Raw genomic sequence first — 21,183 nt, forward strand, 5'->3', positions numbered from 1 at the left:
GGGGGGGGGGTGGGGGCCGTGTGGCTGCCCGCGGGCGGCCCCCCGGGGGGCGGGGGGGGGCCCCCCCCCCCCCCCCGGCCCGGGGGGGCCCCCCGCCCCCCCCCCGGCCCGCCACGGGGGTCAGCACGTGTTTCGGCACCTTCGGCGAGCTCCTCCAGGGCGTACTGCCCGAACCCGACGCCGATTTCCTGGTGACGCTGCCGGTCGCCCGCTGGACGATGGCCACCTTCCGGGCCGTACCCGGCGCCGCCGGCGTGTCGGTCCGTCCGGGCCACAAGGACAAGGCCCGGCGGATGGCGGAGATGGTCCTCGAGGGGGCCGGCGCGCCCGTCGGCGGAGTGCTCACTCTCGACAGCACGCTGCCCGAGGGCAAGGGCATGGCCAGTTCCTCGGCCGATCTGGTGGCCACCGCCCGCGCCGTCGCCAACGCCCTCGGCACCTCACTGCCCGATGCGCGATTGGAAGAGCTGCTGCGCCGGGTGGAGCCGACCGACGGGGTGCTGTATCCGGGGATCGTCGCGTTCGACCACCGTCGCGTGCGGTTGCGCAGTCACCTGGGATCGCTGCCCACCATGACGGTGGTCGGCCTGGACGAGGGCGGTACGGTCGACACCGTCGCCTTCAACCGGATCGCCAAGCCGTTCACCGCGGCGGACCGGCGCGAGTACGCGCGGCTGCTGGAGCGCCTGTCCGGCGCCGTACGGCGCGGTGACCTGACGGAGGCCGGCTCGGTCGCCACCCGCAGCGCGGAGATGAACCAGGCGCTGTGGCCCAAGCGCACCCTGCCGGACGTCCTGCGCATCAGCCGGGAGGTAGGTGCCCTCGGGGTCGTGGCGGCGCACAGCGGCACGATGCTGGGGGTACTGCTGGACACCGCCGACCCCGGCTATGTCGAGAAGGTCGCGGCCACCGTACGGGCCTGCTCGCTCCTGAGCGAGGACGTCTCGCTGTTCCGCTCGCTCAGCTTCGACTGAGGTCCACCGGGTCCGCCAGGGCGACGACCACGCGTCGTTCGCCCTGGTAGGGCTCCCGGCTGTGGGCCATGCGCAGGTTGTCCACCACCAGCAGATCGCCGTCCCGCCAGGGCTCGCGGATCGTGTGCGCGTCGTAGACGGCGTTGATCGAGTCGACGGCGGCACGGTCCAGGGGCGTGCCGTCGCCGAAGCGCGTCGTGAACGGCAGGCCGTCCGGGCCGCATTCGAAGATCAGGTACTCGCGCACGGCCGGGTCCATGGTCCACTCGTTGAGGAAAGCGAGCTGGTTGAACCAGATCAGCTCGCCGGTGGCGGGGTGCCGTCGCACGGCCGGCCGGACCCGCCGGGTGTGCAGCGTACCGTCGGGACGCCAGGTGCAGGTGATGCCCTCCTGTGCGCAGTACCGCTCCACCTCGGCCCGGTCGGTCGTGGCGAAGGCGCTCTGCCAGTCCACGCCGACCGGGCCGCCCAGCGTGCGCAGCAGTTCCCAGCCGTGCCGCTGGGCGCGGTCGGCCAGGCCGGCGGGAAGGTCGCGCAGCACCGCGGCCCCGTCCGCCAGCGCCACCGCCCCGCCCGTGGCCGGTGCGGTCAGACAGACGAACACCTGACGGGAGGGGACCCGCAGGGAGTAGCTCAGTTCGTGGTGCATGCACATCGGCTGGTCCGGCGGCCACTCGGTCGACGAGTACAGGTGCGGGCCGAGGACGGCGCGCGGGGCGAACGGCTCGCGCTCGTCCATCGGTTCACCGGTGACGGCCCGTACCGCGGCGGCGGCCGCGGCCTCGTCGGACAGGTCGAGACCGCGCACCAGCACCGCGCCGTATCCGGCGACGACCGCCTCCAGCGCCTCGCGGTGTCCGAGGAGACGGTCGGGCGGACCGGTGATCTCGGCGACGGGCGGCCTGCCGGCCTCGGTCGTGAGCGGGAACGGGAGAATCGTCGTCATGCGTCGGCCTTGTCTCGGGCGCGGAAGGTGAGCGTCAACGTGGAGGCGATCAGGGGCTCGGCAGCGGGCCGTTCGTCGCCCGAGCGGTCCCTGCCGGGGGTGTCCGGGGCCGGACGGGGAGGTTGCGGGCCGCCGGCCTCGGTCCGGACGGGCTCTGGGAGGTCCGCGTCCTGGCGGTCCCACCACAGGCGTCGGCGGTGGAACGCGGGAGCCGGCAGGGCTGTGCGCCGCGGTCGGTTCGCCGGAGGCTGTGAGACGACCGCGTGTGCGTTGGTGCCTCCCAGGCCGAAGGCGCTGACGCCGGCGATACGGCGCACCCCGGTCCACGCCCTGAGGCTGGTGGCGGGCACGAAGGGCGACCCGGCGAAGTCGAACCGCGGGTTGGGCGTGTCGCAGAACAGGGTCGGCGGTATCTCGGCGTGTTCCACCGCGAGCAGCACCTTGATCAGCCCCGCGATCCCGGCGGCGCTGAGCAGGTGCCCCAGATTCGACTTCACGCTCCCGAGGGCGCAGAACCCGGTACCGTGCGTGTGCTCCCGGAACACCTCGGTCAGGGCCCTCAGTTCCATGGGGTCCCCGATCATCGTCCCGGTGCCATGGGCTTCCAGCAGGCCGACGTCCTGCGCGCTCACCCCTGCGTCGGCCAGTGCGCGCCGCACGACCCGCGCCTGGGCGACGGGGTTCGGGGTGGTCAGTCCCATCGTGTGCCCGTCGTTGCCGACCGCGACGGCCTCCAGCACGGCGTGGACCCGGTCCCCGTCGGCCAGTGCCCGGCCGAGTGGCTTGAGCAGCAGCACACCGCACCCTTCGCCCGGCACGAAACCGTCGGCGTCCTTGTCGAAGCTGGCGCACCGGCCCTTCGGCGACAGGGCGCGCGCCACGCTGAACTCCAGGTAGGGCTCCTCGTCCAGCAGCACTTCCACGCCGCCGGCCAGCGCCAGCCGGGACTCGCCGGCCAGCAGGCTGCGCACCGCGGTCTGCACGCTGACGAGCGCGGAGGAGCAGGCGCTGTCGACGACCAGGGCGGGTCCGCGAAAGTCGTACTGGTGGGCGACGCGCGCGGCGATGAAGTTCTGGTCGCCGCCCAGCCCACCGGCGGCGGCCGTCAACCCGATCCGGCGCCGGTAGCCGGACATGCGGGCGCCCATGAACACGCCGACGTCCGCGCCGCGCAACTCGCCGTCGGAGTAACCGGCGTCGCGCAGGCACGAGGCGGTGCCCTCCAGGGTCAGCCGGATCGCCGGATCGAGGTCGCGTGCCTCGCGGTCGCTCATGCCGAAGAACTCCGGGTCGAAGTCCTCGAGCGCGTCCACGAAGCCGCCCCACTTGCTGATGCTGTGGCCGGCCTGGTGCTCCGGCCGGTAGAGCCGGTCCACGTCCCAACGGCCGGGTGGCACCTCGGTGACCGCGAATCCACCGGTCCGCAGCAGCTGCCAGAAGGCGACGAGGTCCGGCGCGCCGGGGAAGCGGCAGGCCATGCCGATCACCGCGATCCGCCGGTCGGGGGCGGCCGGAGCCGCCGCAGCGGCCGGGACCGAGGAGGCGGAAGCGGCCGGGCCCACCAAACCGACCGGAGCGGCCTGGGCGGCGGGAGCGTCCGCCGGCGCCACGCTTGACCGGGACAGGTGGGCGCCCAGACGCCGCAGCGTCGGGTGGTCGAGCAGAACCGTGGGTTCCAGGGGCCGGCCGGTCCGCGCCTCGATCCGGGTGACCAGCTCCGCGAGCAGGACCGACTCGACCCCGAGATCGCCGAAGGTCACGTCGTGCTCCAGCTCGGGCTCCGGGATCCCGAGGGCCTCGGCCACCACCGTCACCAGCCAGGCCGGCGGCGTCGCGTCTTTCGGGCAGGCCTCGTCCGCGGCTCCGGGCCGTACGGCCGAGCCGGCCGGGGCGCGGCCGACGGCCGGACGAGCCTGCGCGGCCGGCTGCGGGATCCGCAGCGCCGCTTCGGCGTCGAAGCCGCTGTCCGCCCCCTGGACGGGCAGCAGCACCGAGGCCGCAGGCCCGCCGAGCACGCGATCGAGTACGGCCAGACCGGCGCCGTCCGGCAGCGCCCGCAGGCCGATGCGGGCCGCGGCGTCCGGTTGGCCGGTGGCGCCGCCGCTGTCCCGCCACACAGGCCAGTTCACGGCACGGACACCCGGCCGGTGCCAGGCCACCAGGTCCAGGTAGGCGTTGGCGGCCGCGTAGTCCGTCACTCCCGCCGCCAGCACCGGGGCGGCCGCGCTCACGGAGGAGAACAGCAGCGTGAACTCGAGCGGGTCATGCCTCGTCAGGTCCAGCAGGGCGTCCAGACCGTCCCCCTTGGGTGCCAGCACCCGACGCACGTCGGCCAGCTCCTTGTGCACGAATGCGGCCGGTCCTGTCGACGACCGCCCCGCGCAGTGCACCACGCCTCCGATGGGCCCGAGCGCGGTCCTGACCTCGGCCAGGAAGGCTGCCAGGGCCGTCCGGTCGTCGAGGGGGCCGGAGTGATGCATGACGCGCGCCCCGCGCCGCTCCAGTTCCTGGATGGCCGCCACGGCCTCGGCCACGGGGCCGGGCAGGTCCTCGCTCGCCCACTCGTGACGCGGCGGCAAGGACCGCAGACCGAGCACGGCGATCCGGCGCGCACCGCGGTCGACGAGGTGCCGCGCGGCGAGCGCGCCCAGGCCGCGGGTGCCGCCGGTCACCAGGTACACCCGCTCCGGGTCAGGGCGCCAGCGCGCCTGTCCGGCGGGCGCCGGCACCAGGCAGGGCCGCTGCCGCACGCCGGCGCGTATCCGCATCTCCCCGTACGGGGCGGTGTCGTGCCAGGCCGCCACCAGGTGCGGGAGGTCGCCTGGATCGTCCGTGTCGACGACGGTCGAGCGCGCCCAGGGATATTCGGCGCCGAGGACGCGCACGAATCCTGCCAGCCGGGCGCCGGCCGGCCGCGGGTGGGCGCCGGGGAGGCCGAACAGACCGCTGGTCACCTGAAGGATCCGCACCCCGGCTGCCGGACGGGCCGCGAGCACCTGCTGCAGGATCGCCAGCCGGGCGTTCCACGGCCCCGCGTCGCACTCGTCGCCGCTCTCCTCGGCGAGGGCGCACAGGTCGAGCACGCCGTCCACCGTGCTGCCCTTCAGGAGGGTCCGGACGGCCGTGACGGCGGTCGGCACGTCCGTGAAGTCGACGCCCTGGCGCAGGACCACCAGACGGGCCGGGGCGAACGCCGCGTCGAGCCCGGGGCGTTCGTCGGCCACCAGGCACAGCACCGTGCCGCTCGCCCCCTGCCCGGCGGCCGCTGTGCCGAACGGCTCGTCCCGCCACTCCCGGGCCAGCAGGACGACGTCCGCGTCGGGGCCGTCGGTCTCCGCCACGACCCCCACCGGCAGCGCGCCGGCCGCGCTCCCGGCCGGGTCGTCCGCCCAGCAGCGCTGTGCCGCGAAGGGATAGCCGGGCAGGTCGGCGATGCGGCCCGGCTCCGGGTGCACGCGGGCCCAGTCCACGCGGCCGCCCGCCGCCCACTGCGCGGCGATCCGGTCCAGGGGCTGCAGCGGATCCACCTCGGGTCCACGGGCCTGCTCCGCGCTCCCCCGGTGCACCGCGGAGAGATCGCCCGCCAGGAAGCCCTCCAGGTTCCGGGTCAGCTCCTCGGGGCCGGCCACCACCGTGGCCAGCCGCTCACGGAGTGCCTCCCGGCCCACCCGGGACGTGTGCGCCAGGTCGGCGAGCGGTGCCGGCCGCTGTCGCAGCAGGCGCAGCCAGGCCTCCACGAGCCGGAGCAGGCGCTCCTCGGTGCGCGCCGAGATCACCACCGTCTGTGGTCCGCCGGGAGCCTGCCGGGCGGGAAGGGACGGCGGCGCCTCCACGACGATGTGCGCGTTGGTGCCGCCCGCGCCGAAGGAGCTGATGCCTGCCCGGCGCGGCAGGTCCGTCGGCCACGGGGTCGCCTCGCGCTGGACCCGGAAGGGGCTGCGGTCCCAGTCGATGTGCGGGTTGAGCCGCTCGGCGTGCAGCGACGGAACCAGCGTGTCGTGCCGGAACTGGAGCACCACCTTGGTCAGTCCGGCCATGCCCGCCGCGGCCTCCAGATGGCCGATGCCGGATTTGACCGAACCGATCGGCCAGTGTCCGGGGTCGGCTTCCGCGGAGGAGAAGGCCCTGGTCAGTCCGTCGAGCTCGATCGGGTCGCCGAGCGCGGTGCCGGTGCCGTGTGCCTCCAGGTAGCCGATGTCCCCGGGGGTCACGCCGGCGTCCGCCAGAGCCTGCCGGATCGTCTCCGCCTGCGCGACGGGGTTGGGCACGGTGTAGCCGTTGGTCTTCCCGTCGTGGTTGACGGCTGTGCCGAGCACCACCGCGTGGATGCGGTCCCCGTCGGCGACGGCCCTGGCAAGCGGCTTGAGCAGTACGGCCCCGACGCCCTCGCCGGGCACGAACCCGTCGCCGTCGGCCCCGAAGCTGCGGCACCGGTGGTCCGACGACGCCATGTGCAGAGCCCGCAGCGTGGCGAACTTGTTCGGATGGAGCGAGAGGTTGACTCCGCCCACCAGCGCCGCCTCGCACTCCCCGCGGCGCAGGGCGGCGACCGCCAGATGGACGGCCGTCAGCGAGGAGGAGCACATCGTGTCCACGGTGAGGCTCGGCCCGTTGAGGTCGAGGAAGTACGAGACGCGGTTGGCGATCCCGGCGATGGCCGAGCCGGTCGGCCGGGGCCCGCCGAGCCCGAAGAACGGGTATTCGTTGTACATCGATCCGACGAACACGCCGACCCGGCCGCCGTGCCGCTCCCGCAACCTGGACCGGCTGTAGCCCGCGTCCTCCAGCGCGTGCCACGCCGTCTGCAGGAAGAGCCGCTCCTGCGGGTCGAGTACGGCGGCGTCACGGGGGGTGATGCCGAAGAACAACGGGTCGAAACCCGCGACGTCGTCCAGGAACCCGCCGGTCATCGCGCCCTGCTCCAGGCCGGGGAGGCGGCGCTGCCCGGGCAGTTCGGAGATCAGGTCGTCGCCGTCGACGAGGTGCTGCCAGAAGGCGTCGAGTCCCTCCGAGCGCGGATAGCGGCCCGCCATGCCGACGACGGCGATGCGCTCGCCCTCGCGTCCCCGGCCCGCCTCGGCCCGCTGCCCGGCCGGAACGGGTGCGGCCGACGGTGCCGTGGGCGGGCGCGACCCGGCCGTCCGGGCGAGTGCGCCCGCCACCGCCGCGAGGGTTCGGTGCGCGAAGAACAGGGTGCCGGGGATCCGCTCGCCCAGATCCGCGGTCAGGCGCGCCGCCAGCTGTGCGACCTGGTAGGAGGAGACGCCGTACTGCTCCAGCGGGGCGTGCGCGTCGAGCCGTTCGACGGGGATGCCCGACACCTCCGCGTACAGCGCCATGAGGTACGCCTCTGTCTCGGCGTGGGCCGCACCGGACCCGTCCGCGCGGACGGGAGGAGGCGGCGCCGCGCTCCCCGCGGCCGCGGTCGGCTCCAGCCGCAGTGGCTCGGCGGCGAAGGGGAGGCTGGGCAGGGAGAGGCGCCGCGCCCCTGCCGGGCGGTAGCCGGACCAGTCGATGTCGGCTCCGGACCGCCAGGCCGTCAGGGCGGCGTCCTCGAGGGCGGGCGGCGCGCCGCCCTCGGCGAGGGCGTCGAGTGCCGACCGCAGTTCGTCCGGGGACGACGCCTCCAGTACCGCACGGCACCCGAGGTGCGTACGGCCGGACTGGAGGGTGAAGGCGATGTCGCCCAGCGCGGGGACGGGGCGGGTGCCCAGCCGCCGGCTGAGCAGGCCGGCCAGTTCGGCCAGCCGCTCGTCGGTCTGTGCGGTCAGGGGGAATGCGTACCGTCCGGGACGGCCGGTCCGGCCGTCCCGCTCGGCCGGCTCCGCACTGCCGCCGGTCTCGGCCGGCTGCCAGGCGCGCAGCACCGCATGGCCGTACGTTCCCGTGGCCCCGACGGCGTTGACCAGGGCGCGGCCGGGTCCGTCGCCGGGCCAGAACACCAGGTGCTCGGCCGGCCGCAGGCTCCGCGGCCATGCGACGTCCCGGTGCGCGGGGTCGGCCAGCAGGGTCGGCGCGATCCGGCCGTGCCGGAACTGCATGAGGACCTTGACCAGTTGGGACAGTCCGGCAGCCGCCTCCAGGTGCCCGATGTTCGGCTTGACCGTCCCCACCAGGACCGTCTCCCCCTCGAACACGGTGCCGAGCGCTTCGAGTTCGGACGCGTCGGCGAGCAGCGCGCCCGCCGCGGCGCACTCGACGTAGTCGACGTCGCCCGGCGTCAGGCCGGCGGTGGCCAGGGTCCGGTCGATCGAGTCGGCCAGCCGGTCCGCCTGCGGGGTGCCGAACCGGCCGGCTCCGCCCGCGTGGCCGATGCCGGTGGCCTCGATGACCGCGTGAGCGGTGTCACCGTCACGGACGGCCTGGGACAGCGGACGCAGCAGGACGCCCGCGACGCCCTCCCCGGGTGACCAGCCCGCTGTCCGGGCATCGAAGGCGCCGTCGGGCACGCGCTCGGCGAGCAGCCCCAGATCGGCCAGCAACCGGGTGTGGTAGGGGTGCGTCAGCAGGTTGGCCGCCACGACCAGGGCGGAGTCGCACTCACCTCGGCGCAGGCTCTCGACCGCCAGGTGCAACGCGGTCAGTGAGGAGGAGCAGGACGTGTCGACGGCCAGGCTGGGGCCGTCGAAGCCGAAGAAGTGCGAGATGCGGTTGGCGGCCTCGGATGCGGTGGCGGAGATGGTCGCGGCATGGCCGTCGCGGGCCCGGTCGACGCCCACGTGCTGGTGGTCCCACCACATCGCACCGCAGAACACGCCGACCCGCCCGGCCGCGCTGAGCGACCGCGGTGTGTGGCCGGCGCTGTCCATGCAGTCCCAGACGGTGTGCAGCAGGAGCCGCAACTGCGGGTCGAGTCCGGCGGCCTCGGCGGGGGCGATACGGAAGAGCAGGCTGTCGAAGGAGTCGACGTCGCAGAGGTAACCGCCGGCCGGGGCGTGCGCCGGGAAGTGCGCTCGGCGCTGCTCCGGCACGTCGATCAGCGACCGGGCGCCACGACTGAGGTTCTGCCAGAACGTGTCGAGGTCGTCGGCGCCGGGGAAGCGGCCCGCGGCCCCCACGATGGCGATCTCCGCGCCGCCGGCCGCCGGGCCGATCCGCCCGGGTACGGCCGGTGCCGCCGCGGGCGGCGCCGCGAACAGCGGACGCTCGCCGCGTGCGCTGACGGCGGCCGGTGTCCCGGCGAGCGTGCCGCCGAGGAACGCGTGCAGGTAGCGGTGCCGTTCCGCGAGCCCCAGCTGGACGCGGACGCCGTCCAGCGTGAGGGTGCCGATCGGGCACAGGCCCACGCCCGTCGACGGCTGGGCGAGCAGCAGCAACTGCCCGATGTAGCCGGCCTCCAGGAGTTGGAAGGACTCGCTGTCCCCGCCGTACAGCGGTTCGATCGCGTCGACGGCGCCGAACAGGTACAGCTCGAAGGCGGCGCCGTCGAAGACCGGGCGGTTGTACGGGAAGTGCCGGGACCGGGCGAGTTCCGGGTGGGCGGTGACCAGGTGCAGAGCGTGCTCGACCGGGTGGTAGTAGTAGAGCCCCTCGGGCACGCCTTCGACGCCGCCGGGACGCACGTGCAGGTAGGCCTGGACCGAGTAGGTGTCCCCGGCCGAGGGGTAGAGGCGCCGGACGCGGCCGTCGACCTCGGTCTCCCGCAACAGGCCGAGCAGGCTCCCGAACGCGGCAGCCGGGACGGGTCCGGGGCCGAACTCCCGTCGAGTGGCCCGCCAGCGGAAGTGCTCGTCGGCCACGCCCTCCTCGTCGAGCAGGACGACCGGGGCGCCGTCGGCAGGACGCCGCAGGTCCCAGCGGGACTTCTTGAACTCCGCGCGCTCCTCGGCCGAGAAGAAGTCCAGCGGCCCCGGTCCGCCGTCCGCCGGGGGCCCGGCGGGAGCGGTCCCGGCCGCCGGCTCGGCGGCGGGGGCCCCGGTGACATCGGCTGTCGTGCGCAGACCGGCCGTGGTGTCCGCCGGTCCGGGCCGCTCCGGCTCGGTGCCCCCGGTCACGGCGGCCCGGCTCGGTTCGGGTTCGGGCGCGCCCGGCCGGTCCGTCGCCGCCGCCACCGACCGGGCGATGCCGGCGATGGTCGGGTCGGTCAGCAGCGCGGAGACGGGCACCCGCCAGCCGTGGCGTTCCCGGAGGACGCCGGAGACCTGCACCATCGTGAAGGACGTCGTGCCGAGGTCCCAGATGTCGGCCGTGGGCTCGACCGAGGCGACGCCCAGGAGCTCGGCGAAGATCTCCGCGATCTCCACCGTGAGGCCCGCCGCATCGGGGTCGGACGCCACGGCCACCGCCGCGTCGCCCGGTGTGCACGCGGGATCCGCCGGGTGAGCCGGTGCGGCGACAGGGTCCCCGCCGTCGGAGCCGGTCGTGGCGGGCGACGGCTGCCCGGGGCCGGCCGGACCGCTGCCCAGCAGGTGCCGGCTCCCCGGTTCCACCGGCCAGGGCAGCGCCCCGCGGTCCAGCTTGCCGTTGGAGGTGGCCGGGAAGGTGTCCACGAACGCGACGACGTTCGGCACCATGTACTCCGGCAGGCGGGCTGCGGCGTGCCGCCGTAGCTCGGCCACTTGGGGTGGTTCGGAGCCGTCGGGCACCACGTAGGCCACGACCTTGCGGTCGCCGCTGGGGTCCGACTGCGCCAGGGCGACCACGTCCTTCACGCCCGGGGCGGTGCGCACATGATGCTCGATCTCGCCGAGTTCGACCCGGAAGCCACGGATCTTCACCTGGCTGTCGGCGCGGCCGTGGAAACAGATGACCCCGTCGGGGAAGAAGCTCGCCCGGTCCCCCGTCCGGTACATCCGGGCGCCGGGACGGTCCACGAAGGGATCACGCACGAAGCGCTCCGCCGTCAGCGCGGGCTGTCGGTAGTAGCCCTGGCTGAGACACTCCCCTCCGATGTAGAGGTCGCCTTCGACGCCTGTGTCGCAGGGGTGCAGATCCTGGTCGAGGATGTAGTAGCGGGCGTTGTCGATGGGCCTGCCGTAGGGGATGCTGCGCCAGGCCGGGTCGACACGGCCGATCTCGAACCAGTTGGACCACACGGTGGCCTCGGTGGCCCCTCCCAGGCTCACGACGCGGGCCTGCGGGAACAGCCGCCGGATCTCGTCCGGCAGCGGCAGCGGTGTGAAGTCCCCACTCAGATACACCAGGCGCAGGGTGTCGGTGCCGGCCTGACCGAGGCGGCCGGGGAAGAGCGGGGCGAGCTGGTTGAGCGTGGTCGGCGCGGAGTTCCAGAACGTGATCGGCTCGTTCAGCAGCACTTCGAGCAGCAGGTGCGGATCGCGCTGCTCCGTCTCGTCGGCCACGTACAGCGAGGCGCCATGACCGAGGAGGCCGAGTACGTCGAACACCGACAGGTCGAAGCCGAGGGAGGTCACGCACAGGCCGACGTCCCCCGGGCCGAACCCGTGGGTTCGCACGCACCAGTTCAGCAGGTTGAGCAGCGGGCGGTGGGAGACGGCGACCCCCTTGGGCTTGCCGGTGCTGCCCGAGGTGAAGATGACGTAGGCGGTGTCGTCCACCGAGCCCAGGGGCGCCGGGTCGTGCTCAGGCCGCCCCTGGGCGTCGACGGGTACCACCGTCACCCCGGCCGGGACCGGCCGACGGGCGTCGGGCCCGTCCCCGGCGTCGCTGACGATCAGGGCGATCTCCGCGTCGCTCAGGATGGCCTCCGCCCGGGCCGCGGGCAGCGACGGTTCCAGGGGCACGTAGCAGCCGCCTGCCTTGAGCACGCCGTACACGGCAGCGACCATCGCCGGGCCACGGCGCACACTGATGCCCACCGGCGTACCCGGGCCCACGCCGAGCTCGCGCAGGGCCCAGGCGATGCGGTTGGCCCACCGGTTCAGCCCGTCGAAGGTCAGGGTGCCGCCGTGCGACCACCGCACGGCGACGGCGTCCGGGCGCAGCTCGGCCTGCTCCTCGAACAGCCGCTGCACCTGGCGGTCGGCGGGAAAGCCGGTCTCCGTGGCGTTCCACTGCTCCGGTCCCGCGGTGAGGGACTCCAGGAGCGCCCGGTACCGCGTGAACATCGCGTCGAGCCGGCCGGGCGGGAACTGCGCGGGCGTGGCGTCCCAGTAGAAGCGCAGCAGGTCGCCCTCGTCCAGCGCGATGCAGTCCAGCGCGACGTCCGGTGTGCAGGTCAGCCAGGGGCCCAGGCGGACACCGGCGGGCAGCTGCTGGCCGGACACGTCGAGCCGCCCCGTGTAGACGACGGGCAGGTCGAAGGCGCGCTCGCGGCGTTCCCTCATCACCCTGCGGCGCAGCTCCGCGAGCCCGCTCGCCCCGTCCGCGGTGCGGTCCTCGTCCAGGATCCCGCGGAACACGGCCGCCTGTTCCCACAGCCCGAGGCCCGCGTCCGTACGGGTCACCCAGCTCAGCGCGGTGTACTCGCCGGGGCGGTAGGGCGCGGACTCCTCGGTCCAGCGCACCACGGGCAGGCTGAAGGGCACCGGACAGTGCTCCGCCAGCGCCTGCGTGTAGGCCGCTGCGAGCAGGTCGTCGGGGCTCAGACCCGCCTGCTCGGCCCGCTTCTTGACGGTGTTCCAGCCGGTGAGCTCTCCGGCGAACCGCTGCCTGGCCCGCTGGTCGCCGGCCGGGAGCACCGGGGGCCCCGGGTGCAGGGCCGCGATGCGCTGCCGCCAGTGCGCCGTGTGTTCGGCGTGCCCGGGCAGCCGGCGCCGCCGGTCCTGTTCGGCGACGTACGCGTCGGGGCCCTCGGAGGGCCGGACGACGGCGTCGGGGTCGGCGTACAACCGGAACAGCTCTCGGACGAGGAAGTGGATGCTGCGCCCGTCGAGGATCGTCAGGTCGGTGGTGAGGTGAACGGTGGCGGGGCCGTGGCCGACCGTGACACACAGCTCGGAGTGCGGGCCCCGGCCCAGCGGGTGGGCACGGCCGGCCATGCGCGCGCTCAGGTCGCTCAGGAACGCCTCGGGTTCCGGGCAGGTCGACAGGTCGATGACGGGGACGGCCCAGGCGGAGGGGACGTGGTCGCCGACGGCCAGGGCACCGTCGTGGGTGACCACCGTGCGCAGCACGTCGTAGGCCCGTACCAGCCGCAGCCAGGCACGCGTCAGGCGCGGCACGTCCAGGTCGTCGACCTCGAAGGAGTGGTGGACCTGGCAGCCGTCCCAGGGCCCGGGTTCTCCCGCCGCGCGCGGTACGAAGTAGGCCTGCTGCAGGTCGTTGAGCCGGCGGCGCGCGACGGGCTCGTCGCCGAGGGCGTGCAGCGCGTTGAGGAAGCCCGCGAAGAGTACCTCGGCCTCGCCGGGCGCGAACCGTTCGGCGGCCACATCCCACCGCAGGTGGAGCGCGCCGTCGCGCTCCCACATCTGGTGGTCCAGGGCGACGCCCGTGGTCTGGCTGACGGCGTATGTGACGGCCCCCGCGAAACCGTCGTCGCCGGGGCGGCCGCTGCCGAGGAGGCTGGTGAACACCACCGGCAGCTCCACGGCCGCCGCCGAACGTTCCTTGGCGCGCAGGGCCCGCAGCGCCGACACGCCTGACACGGCGGAGTGGTCGAGGCCCTCCCAGAGCCGCTGGTGCACCTCGGTGGCGGCGGCGCGGAGCGGGCGGTCGAGGGTGTTCGGCAGGGGCAGCACCAGACTGGAGGTGAACGGGCCGACCACATCGTCGGCCTGTGCGGGCAGCCGGGAACGCGAGCTGGTGGTGAGCACCAGCGACAGCGGCCGCGCGTCTCGCTGCCGGCCGAAGTTCTCGGCGAACAGGGTGAGTACCAGTGCGGTCGGCGACACCTCCCAGGAGGCGGCGAGCCGGCCGATCGTCTCCCACTGCCTGCGGTCCACACAGCCGGTCAGCGGGACCCGCCGCGGGTGGTCTCCGGCGGGACGGCACAGTGCCGGGCCGGGCGCCAGCCCGGTCAGGCGGTCGGCCCAGTAGTCGAGCCGGGCCCGGTGGGCGGGGGTGCGCTGCTCGGCGTCGAGCTGTCGCACGCACTCGCGGACGGTGACCGGGGGCAGGACGAGTTCGTGTCCGGGGTCGTGGTAGCACCGCCACCAGTCCTCGAGGAGGACGCCGAGTCCGTGGCCGTCGACGATCAGCGCGTCGATGCTGAGGTGGACCACGGACCGTCCGCCCGGGGCGTGGGACACCTCGACGGTGTACAGGGGCCAGGCGCCGGGCTCGTAACGGTGGTGCGAGAGCCGCTCCCGCACGGCACCGGCCTCGCCTCGGGGGCCGACGACGACAGCCGGTGGCTCGGCTTCGGTCACGATGCGCTGCCGGCCGTCCGCGGTGACGGCGGCCCGGAGCATGTCGTGGTGGGCCACCACCTTTCGCCAGGCCGTCTCCAGCGCCGCGACATCGAGGTCCTCGACCTCGAACTCCCGGTACACATGGCAGCCGACGGGGTCGGCGGCCAGGTCGCCCTTGGCCACCAGGTAGGCCTGCTGGAGGTCCGTCAGGGGGAACGGCGCGTGCCGATCCTGCGGATCGTCGGGGCCCGGCGCGGCGAGCGTGTGCCCCGGAGCCTGGTCACCGGCACCGTGTTCCGTGACGCGGGCCAGGAGTGCGGCCGGCGTCGGGCACCGGCGCAGCCAGGAGAGCGGGATGTCGACGCCGAACTCCTTGCGGAGCTGGAACCAGACCCGGGTCAGGGCCAGTGACTCGAGCCCCTGCTCCCGCAGGGGAAAGTCCAGGGTGAGGTCCTCGCCGGGCAGCACGCCCGCGAGGATCCGCAGCAGCCGTTCGGTCCGTTCGTCTTCCCGCACGTCACTCTCCCGGGGTGGCAAGGGACCAGGTGCGCAGCGAACCGTGGAGGAGTTCGGCGGCCCCGGTCATCAGCAGCTCGGCGATGGCGTCCACATGGCGGTGGCGCCATGTCCGCAGCGGTGTGTCCGCCACCAGGCGGTTGAACGCCCCCAGCGCCGGTCCGCAGTGGATCTGGTAGTCGACCTGTTCGCCCGGAGCGCCGCGCAGGGCGATCCGGGTGGAGTGAACGAAGTACCAGCGGAACACCTGGGACATCCGCACCTTGGGGTTCCGCTCGGCCCGCTCCAGTTCGTCGGGCCGGTGTGTGCGCAGGTACGCGCTGGTCTCGGCCCAGACCTCGTCGAAGGTCCGGCGGAAGTACCGTTCCTCGATGGTGCGGCGCGTGTCGTCGTCGAGGGAGTCGAGTCCGTCGTACTGCCGGTAGACCTGGTGGAGCTTGTTGGCGCGGGCGGGGAACAGCGTTCCCTTGCGCACCACCTGGACCCGCGCCCCCAGCTCGAACATGTCGCCGGCGGGCGCATACGCGGTGTCCTGCACGTCGAGGGTCTCCAGCAGGTCCTTGACCGCGTCGGAGGTGCCGGCCTCCACGGAGCACTGGTTCACGGATCCCGTCAGCACGAAGTCGGCGCCGAGGACGAACGCGGCGGCGACCGCCTCGGGAGCGCCGAGGCCGCCGGCCGCGCCGACCCTGATGGCCCGGGGGTAGCCGTGGCGGGCCGTCATGGTGTCGCGCAGGCGCAGCATGGCGGGCATGAGCGCATAGGGGTTGCCGGCGTCGGTGTGTCCGCCGGAGTCGGCCTCCACACACACATCGCCGGCCACCGGCAGCAGGGCGGCGACGTCCGCCTCGTCCGGGGTGAGGGCGCCCTCGGCCACCAGGCGCTTCAGCAGCGGCGCCGGCGGGGGACCCATGAAGGCGGAGGCGACCTCGGGCCGCGACACCTTGGCCAGGACGTGGCGTACGGCGGTCGGTGTGCCGTCGGCGGCGCGGTGCGCGCCGGCGAAGCGGAACCGCACCACGGCCGGGGTGATCGCGGTGAACGCCGCGGCCTCGGCGTGGCGCACGTCGTGCCGCAGCAACAGCTCGACGAGCTCGCGTTCCGCGGTGGGATCCGCCGGCTGGGCGAGCAGGTTGACCCCGAAGCCGACACCGGCGGGCAGCCGGTCCCGGATGTCCCGCAGCGCGGCGTCAATCTCGTGGTGACTCAGGCCACCGGTGCCGAAGAAGCCCATCAACCCGGCGCGCGCCATGCGGACCACCAGATCCGCCGAGGCGATGCCCTGGTACATGGAGCCTGCCACGTACGCGTAGCGCACCCCGTAGTCTGCTCGGAACCGTGCAGACCCGAGCCACTCCGGCCGGATCCGTACGTCTGCCGGGGCCGGAGCCTTCGGGGCCGCCGGGGTCACGAGAACGGGGGATCCCAGGGCCGGCGACGGGGTCGACCGGCGCGCCGGGCCGCCCACCGGGTCCGTGGCCCCGGGAGTGGCCGGCTGCTTGCGGATGGCCGTCCACAGGTCGGTGAGCACGCGGCCCGGGCCGATCTCGACGAGTTCGGTGACGCCCTCGTCGAGCAGTCGGCTCATGCTCTCCCACCAGCGCACGGAGCCGACGATCTGACTCACCAGCAGCTCCCGTACGGCGCCGGGCGGGTAGGGACGGCCGGTGACGTTGGACACCACCGGAATCCGGGGATCGGTGAAGGTGATCCCGGCAAGGAAGTCGTCGAATTCGGCGGCCGCCGCGGCCATGTGCCGGGAGTGGAAGGGTGCGCTGACGCGCAGCGGCACGCACCGGCCCAGCCCCGCCCCGCGAACGGCGTCGGCGGCGCGGCGCAGCGAGTCGTGGGGACCGGCGAGCACCACCTGCTCGGCGGAGTTGCGGTTGGCCAGGTCGACGTCGTCGACACCGGCCCGCGCCAGCACGCTCGCGAGCCGGTCGGGCGCGGCGCCGAGGACGGCGACCATGCCGCCGCCCCCGGCGCGTGACATCAGTTCCCCGCGCCGCTGCACCATCCGCACGCCGGTGGCGAAGTCGAAGCAGCCGGCCGCGAACAGGGCGTCGTACTCGCCGAGGCTGTGGCCCGCCAGGACATCGGGGGCGGGATGCTCCGCGCGGTGCGCCAGCCAGCTGAGCGCGTTCACCACGAACAGGGCGGGCTGCACCGAGCGGGTGTCCGCCAGCCCGGGTGCGGCGCCCGTCAGACAGACCTCGCGGAGCCCGTACCCCAGGATCGCGTCCGCCTGCCGGACCAGGTCCGGGTAGCGGTCGAGGACCTCGGCCCCCATCCCGACGCGCTGCGCTCCCTGCCCGGGGAACACCCACACCACGGCCATCGTCTCGACTCCTCCCCCTGGGCCTTCGGGCCTTCGCTACTGGTCCTGCCGGGTGGCGTACAGACCCCAGTGGTGGGGGGTGAGCGCGGTCTCGGTGAGGGTGCCGTCGACGAACGTGCCGGGCCTGCCCTCGCAGGCCAGCGCCTCCCGCAGCCGGCCGTACACGGTGAGATCCCTGAGATGGATCAGCCAGTGGACCCGGTCCGGGTCGCCGAAGGCCTCGTCGAACAGCGTCACCGACGCCTCACCCGCGAACTTCCCGTTCACGTCGGCGGCCAGCTCGCGGGCCAGCTCGCGGCCCTCGGGGCGGAACCCGTGGCCGATGCGCACCGACCGCAGGACCAGGATCCCGGCGTTGGCGGAGTTCAGCGGTTCGGACGTGCCCTGGTCCCAGGGCAGCAGGACGTTGGACCGGACGCTGCCGTCGACGAAGAGGCGGTCCCAGGCGCCGCCGGAGTCGTCCTGCACCCGGTCCTTGGCGATCGACTCGCGGTAGGCACGGTCCTGGTCGCCCATCTCGACGAGGTCGTAGTAGGTGTCCAGGGAGCGCAGGTGGATGAGGAAGTGGATACGGTCCTCGTATCCGAAGCTCTCCTCGTAGACGAAGGCCGTCGCGTTGCCGCCCTGCCGGGAGTTGACGTGCTTGGCGACCTCGCGGGCGAACATCCGGCCCTGGTCGCGGAATTCGGACCTCAGCTGTCCGACCTTCTGCACCACGACTCCGGCGGTGCCGGAGTGCAACAGCTCGGTGCCCGAGCCGGTCTGGTGGGAGGCGGCCGGCACGATCCGGGCGCGCTGCTCGTCGGTCATCGGTTCCATCGGGTTGCCTCCTGGGTCAGCGCAGCGGGGTGAGCGCCACGTCGGACATCGTTCCGTCGAGGAAGAGGCCGGCCCAGGTGCCGCCGCCCTTCTCCGCGGGAATCCAGTCCCGGAAGTAGATGTCGCGCACCTCTTCGTCCCGGACGTGCAGCTCCATGAGCCGCATGTAGGTGTTGATGTCCTTGAGGTGGATCAGCCAGTGCAGCTGGTCCGCCTGGCCGAAGGCCTCCTCGTAGACGAAGACCGTGCACTCGCCCGGGAGGTTCTTGTTGATCGACTCGGCCACGACACGACCGAACTGGCGTGCCTCGGAGCGGAATTCGGACGCCATCTGGGCCCTGCGGTGCATCACGATGCCCGCGTTGCCCGAGTGCAGGATGCTCTGCAGCGGCAGACTCGTCTGCTCACGCGCGGGCGGCAGCGCCGCGGGGCCCGCGTTGCGGTAGACGGTGCTCTGCTTCTCCAGCTCCCCGTCGACCTTGGTGCCGTACATGCCCCAGAACTGCGGCATGAGCACGGTCTCCTGGACGCTGCCCGGGGTGAAGAGCCGGTTCCACTCGTCCGGGCCCTGGCCCTGCTTGGCCTCGTCGCCGCGGCGCAGGAGCTCGTAGTAGCTTCCCAGCGACTCCAGGTGGACGAGGAAGTGCAGCCGGTCCTTCGTGCCGAAGGTCTCCTCGTAGACGTAGGCGCCGGCGGTGCCCGACAGTTCGTCGCTCAGCCGACGGGCCTCGGCACGGGCGAAGGCAAGGGCGTCGGCGCGCAGCCCGGCGCGCATCTGCGCCACGCGTGCCACGACGACACGCGCGTTCACCGTGTGGAGCTGCTCGTCGGCCGGAAGGGAGATCTGCTGGTGGGCCGGCGGCAGGAACTGCGTGGTCATCGGGGCCCGCCTCCTTTGGGTCGTCCTGGTGTGGGCGTCAGGCCGGAACGCTAGGACGCGAGCCGCGAAGGGGTCTGCTCAGTTTGGAGCAGACCCCTTGCCGTCCCACCGGCGAGGCTGGGCCGCAGAGGCCGGAAGGTGGATGTCATGCGCATACTGCTGCTCGGGGCGGAGGGCCTGCTGGGCACCGGATTCCGGGCTGTGGCGGCCGCGGATCCGCGAGTGACGGAACTGACGGCGCTGGGACGCCGGGACGTCGACGTCACGGACCACAAGGCGGTGTCGCGGGCGCTTCGCGACGTCGCACCGGACGCGTGCGTCAACGCGGCGGTCCTGATGCCGGCGGATCTGTGCGACCGGGAACCGGAGCAGGCGTACGCCGTCAACGCGCTCGGGGCCAGATGGGTGAGCCGGGCCTGCGCCGAGTCCGGTGCCGTGCCGGTCTACGTCAGCACGGACTTCGTCTTCGACGGCATGGGCGAACGCTGCTATCTGCCGGAGGACCTGCCGAGCCCGCTGCAGACGTACGGCACCAGCAAGCTCGCCGGCGAGCAGGAGACCCGGCTGGGCAGCCCGCAGCGGCATCTCGTCCTGCGCACCGCGGCCCTGTTCGGTCCGCCGCCGGACGGCGCGGGGCGGCGCGCCTGCTTCGTCGACCGCATCGCCGAAGCCGCCCGGCGCACCGGCGAGGTGCGCATCGTGGACAACGTGGTGATGTCCCCCACGTACACCGTGGACTTCGCCGCCGCCGTGCTCGACCTGTTGCACCACGGTGCCGGGAGCGGGCGGTACCACCTGGTGAACCAGGGCAGCGCGTCCTGGTACCGACTCGGCAGAACGGCTCTGGAGCGCCTCGGCATCCAGGCGCGGGTCGTCCCCGTGGGGCAGCCGGTGCTCACCTCCGCGCCTCGCCCCCACCACACTCCGCTCGGCGGCGAACTGCCCCCGTTCGTCCGGCGGATACGCCGTCCCTGGCAGGCGGCGCTCGACGAGTACCTGGGAGGTCGCAGTGGCCGCTGAGCTGTATCTGGATCTGATGAAGCGCATCCTGACCAACGTCATCTACCAGGACCCGCCGCAGGCGGTGGAATGGCATCCCGGGCGGGAATACGATCCGGACCGGCGTACCGCCGGCCTCGACTGGCCTTCCGTCGCGCACACGATGGTCGGCCTGGAACGGCTGGACAACCTGCAGCACTGTGTGGAGCAGGTGGTCGCCGAGGCAGTGCCCGGCGACCTCATCGAAACGGGTGTCTGGCGCGGCGGCGTGACCATCTTCATGCGCGCCCTGCTGGCCGCGTACGGAGAGAAGGAGCGCAGGGTCTGGGTGGCGGACTCCTTCGAGGGCATACCGGACTCCTCCGCCGGCCATCCGCGAGACCGGGAGATCGCCCTGGACCGGTTCAACGACGTGCTGGCTGTCCCGCAGGCGGAGGTGGAGGAGAACTTCCGGCGCTACGGGCTGCTCGACGAGCAAGTGCGCTTCCTGCCGGGCTGGTTCGACGTGACCCTGCCGAGCGCGCCGATCGAGCGGCTCGCGGTGCTCCGACTCGACGGCGACCTGTACGGATCCACCATGGACGCGCTGGTGAACCTGTATCCGAAGCTGTCCGTCGGTGGCTACGCGATCATCGACGACTATCGCATTTCCGCCTGCCGCCAGGCGGTGCACGACTACCGTGAGGCGCAGGGCATCACCGACGAGATCGTCCCGATCGACTCCTGGGGCGTCTACTGGCGACGGACGTCCTGACTGACCGGGCGCGTCCGGCCGGGTGCCGGCGCGCCGTCCCCCACCGAGTGAAGGATCATTCATGACCACGACCGCCAAGGGCACGCTGGACGTCACCGACTGGGTGGAGGCGTCCGTCGCCGAGGCCGAGGGACAGAGCAAGCAAGCCACCGCGCACTCCCAGGCCGCGTTCAGCGGCGATCTTCAGGGCCGTGGGCGGTGCGACTGGCTGCTGGTCTACCCCGCGGAGGGACCGGCCCGTTTCGTGGGAACCCAGCGTTTCGAGGGCGAACTGGAGGGCCGTAAGGGGTCGTTCGTCCTGCAACTGCAGGGCACGTTCGACGCCACGGGCGCGCACGTCACCTGGGAGGTCGTCCCCGGCTCCGGCTCGAGCGAGCTGGCCGGCCTCGGTGGCACGGGCGGGTACGAGAACGCCGACTACACCCTGGAGTTCACGCTCGGCTGATTCCGCCGGCGTCGAAAGCCACGAAGGAGGGGCGCCCCCACGGGACGCCCCTCCTTCCGTCGGCGGTTCCCGTGCCGAGGCGGCGGGAACGGCGTCGGGCCCGTGCCGGACGACACCATGGGCGGCGATCGCCGGGGCCGGCGCGGACCGCCGGGACAGCACGTGGCGTCGCGCGGGACGCCGCTCCACGGCAGGCGCGCGGAACCGGCTTCCGCTCCTCGGGAGCGAACGGCCGCCAAGTCGCGCAGAACCACCGGGCCCCGGCGGCACACCGCGGGCGCCGGCCCGCCGGGAGGGCGAGCC

General features: G+C 73.6%; 9 protein-coding genes and 1 pseudogene. 4 read left to right on the plus strand and 6 right to left on the minus strand.

Annotated elements, in window-relative coordinates:
• Positions 1-191: 191 nt before the first annotated feature.
• A complete protein-coding gene (locus AB0L59_RS26980) occupies positions 192-974 on the plus strand; it encodes a kinase (protein WP_365588430.1) in 783 nt (260 codons plus the stop codon).
• Here AB0L59_RS26980 and AB0L59_RS26985 read toward each other — a convergent pair.
• The 6 genes and pseudogenes from AB0L59_RS26985 to AB0L59_RS27010 form a co-directional block, all read right to left on the minus strand.
• Complete coding sequence (locus AB0L59_RS26985) at positions 961-1,920, minus strand: TauD/TfdA family dioxygenase (protein WP_365588432.1); 960 nt, start codon at positions 1,918-1,920, stop codon at positions 961-963. The two genes, AB0L59_RS26980 and AB0L59_RS26985, sit on opposite strands and share 14 nt — an antisense overlap.
• Positions 1,917-14,645: an amino acid adenylation domain-containing protein gene (locus AB0L59_RS26990; RefSeq protein ID WP_365588435.1), complete on the minus strand. Its 12,729-nt coding sequence runs from the start codon at positions 14,643-14,645 to the stop codon at positions 1,917-1,919. The genes AB0L59_RS26985 and AB0L59_RS26990 overlap by 4 nt, the downstream gene beginning before the upstream one ends.
• A 1-nt stretch (position 14,646) precedes the next feature.
• Positions 14,647-16,983, minus strand: coding sequence for an ACP S-malonyltransferase (fabD, locus tag AB0L59_RS26995; protein ID WP_365588438.1), 2,337 nt, complete (start codon positions 16,981-16,983; stop codon positions 14,647-14,649).
• A gap of 36 nt (positions 16,984-17,019) precedes the next feature.
• Positions 17,020-17,802: a DUF6039 family protein gene (locus tag AB0L59_RS27000; RefSeq protein WP_365588440.1), complete on the minus strand. Its 783-nt coding sequence runs from the start codon at positions 17,800-17,802 to the stop codon at positions 17,020-17,022.
• A gap of 16 nt (positions 17,803-17,818) precedes the next feature.
• A complete protein-coding gene (locus tag AB0L59_RS27005; RefSeq protein ID WP_365588803.1) occupies positions 17,819-18,313 on the minus strand; it encodes a DUF6039 family protein in 495 nt (164 codons plus the stop codon).
• A 96-nt stretch (positions 18,314-18,409) separates the two neighbouring features.
• Positions 18,410-18,700 (minus strand): annotated as a pseudogene (locus AB0L59_RS27010) (DUF6039 family protein); the annotation flags it as partial.
• A gap of 129 nt (positions 18,701-18,829) precedes the next feature.
• Here AB0L59_RS27010 and AB0L59_RS27015 point away from each other — a divergent pair.
• From AB0L59_RS27015 to AB0L59_RS27025, 3 genes are all read left to right on the plus strand, one after another.
• The gene (locus AB0L59_RS27015; protein WP_365588441.1) at positions 18,830-19,702 is read left to right on the plus strand and encodes an NAD(P)-dependent oxidoreductase; all 873 of its coding nucleotides are present in this window, start codon (positions 18,830-18,832) and stop codon (positions 19,700-19,702) included.
• Positions 19,692-20,435 (plus strand): TylF/MycF family methyltransferase, encoded by a 744-nt coding sequence (locus AB0L59_RS27020; RefSeq protein WP_365588444.1) that lies wholly within the window; start codon positions 19,692-19,694, stop codon positions 20,433-20,435. Before AB0L59_RS27015 ends, AB0L59_RS27020 begins: the two co-directional genes overlap by 11 nt.
• Before the next feature lie 61 nt (positions 20,436-20,496).
• Entirely contained in the window at positions 20,497-20,880 is a 384-nt protein-coding gene (locus tag AB0L59_RS27025; RefSeq protein ID WP_365588447.1) for a DUF3224 domain-containing protein, read from the plus strand.
• Positions 20,881-21,183 lie beyond the last annotated feature (303 nt).

Origin of the sequence: Streptomyces sp. NPDC052109 (assembly GCF_040680195.1) — a bacterium.
Taxonomy (GTDB): domain Bacteria; phylum Actinomycetota; class Actinomycetes; order Streptomycetales; family Streptomycetaceae; genus Streptomyces.

Excerpts from the sequence above, each read along its gene's own strand:
- AB0L59_RS27005 (WP_365588803.1), bottom strand. The coding sequence starts at position 18,313 with ATGCCGCAGTTCTGGGGCATGTACGGCACCAAGGTCGACGGGGAGCTG.
- fabD (WP_365588438.1), bottom strand. The coding sequence starts at position 16,983 with ATGGCCGTGGTGTGGGTGTTCCCCGGGCAGGGAGCGCAGCGCGTCGGG.
- AB0L59_RS27015 (WP_365588441.1), top strand. The coding sequence starts at position 18,830 with ATGCGCATACTGCTGCTCGGGGCGGAGGGCCTGCTGGGCACCGGATTC.
- AB0L59_RS26985 (WP_365588432.1), bottom strand. The coding sequence starts at position 1,920 with ATGACGACGATTCTCCCGTTCCCGCTCACGACCGAGGCCGGCAGGCCG.
- AB0L59_RS27025 (WP_365588447.1), top strand. The coding sequence starts at position 20,497 with ATGACCACGACCGCCAAGGGCACGCTGGACGTCACCGACTGGGTGGAG.
- AB0L59_RS27000 (WP_365588440.1), bottom strand. The coding sequence starts at position 17,802 with ATGGAACCGATGACCGACGAGCAGCGCGCCCGGATCGTGCCGGCCGCC.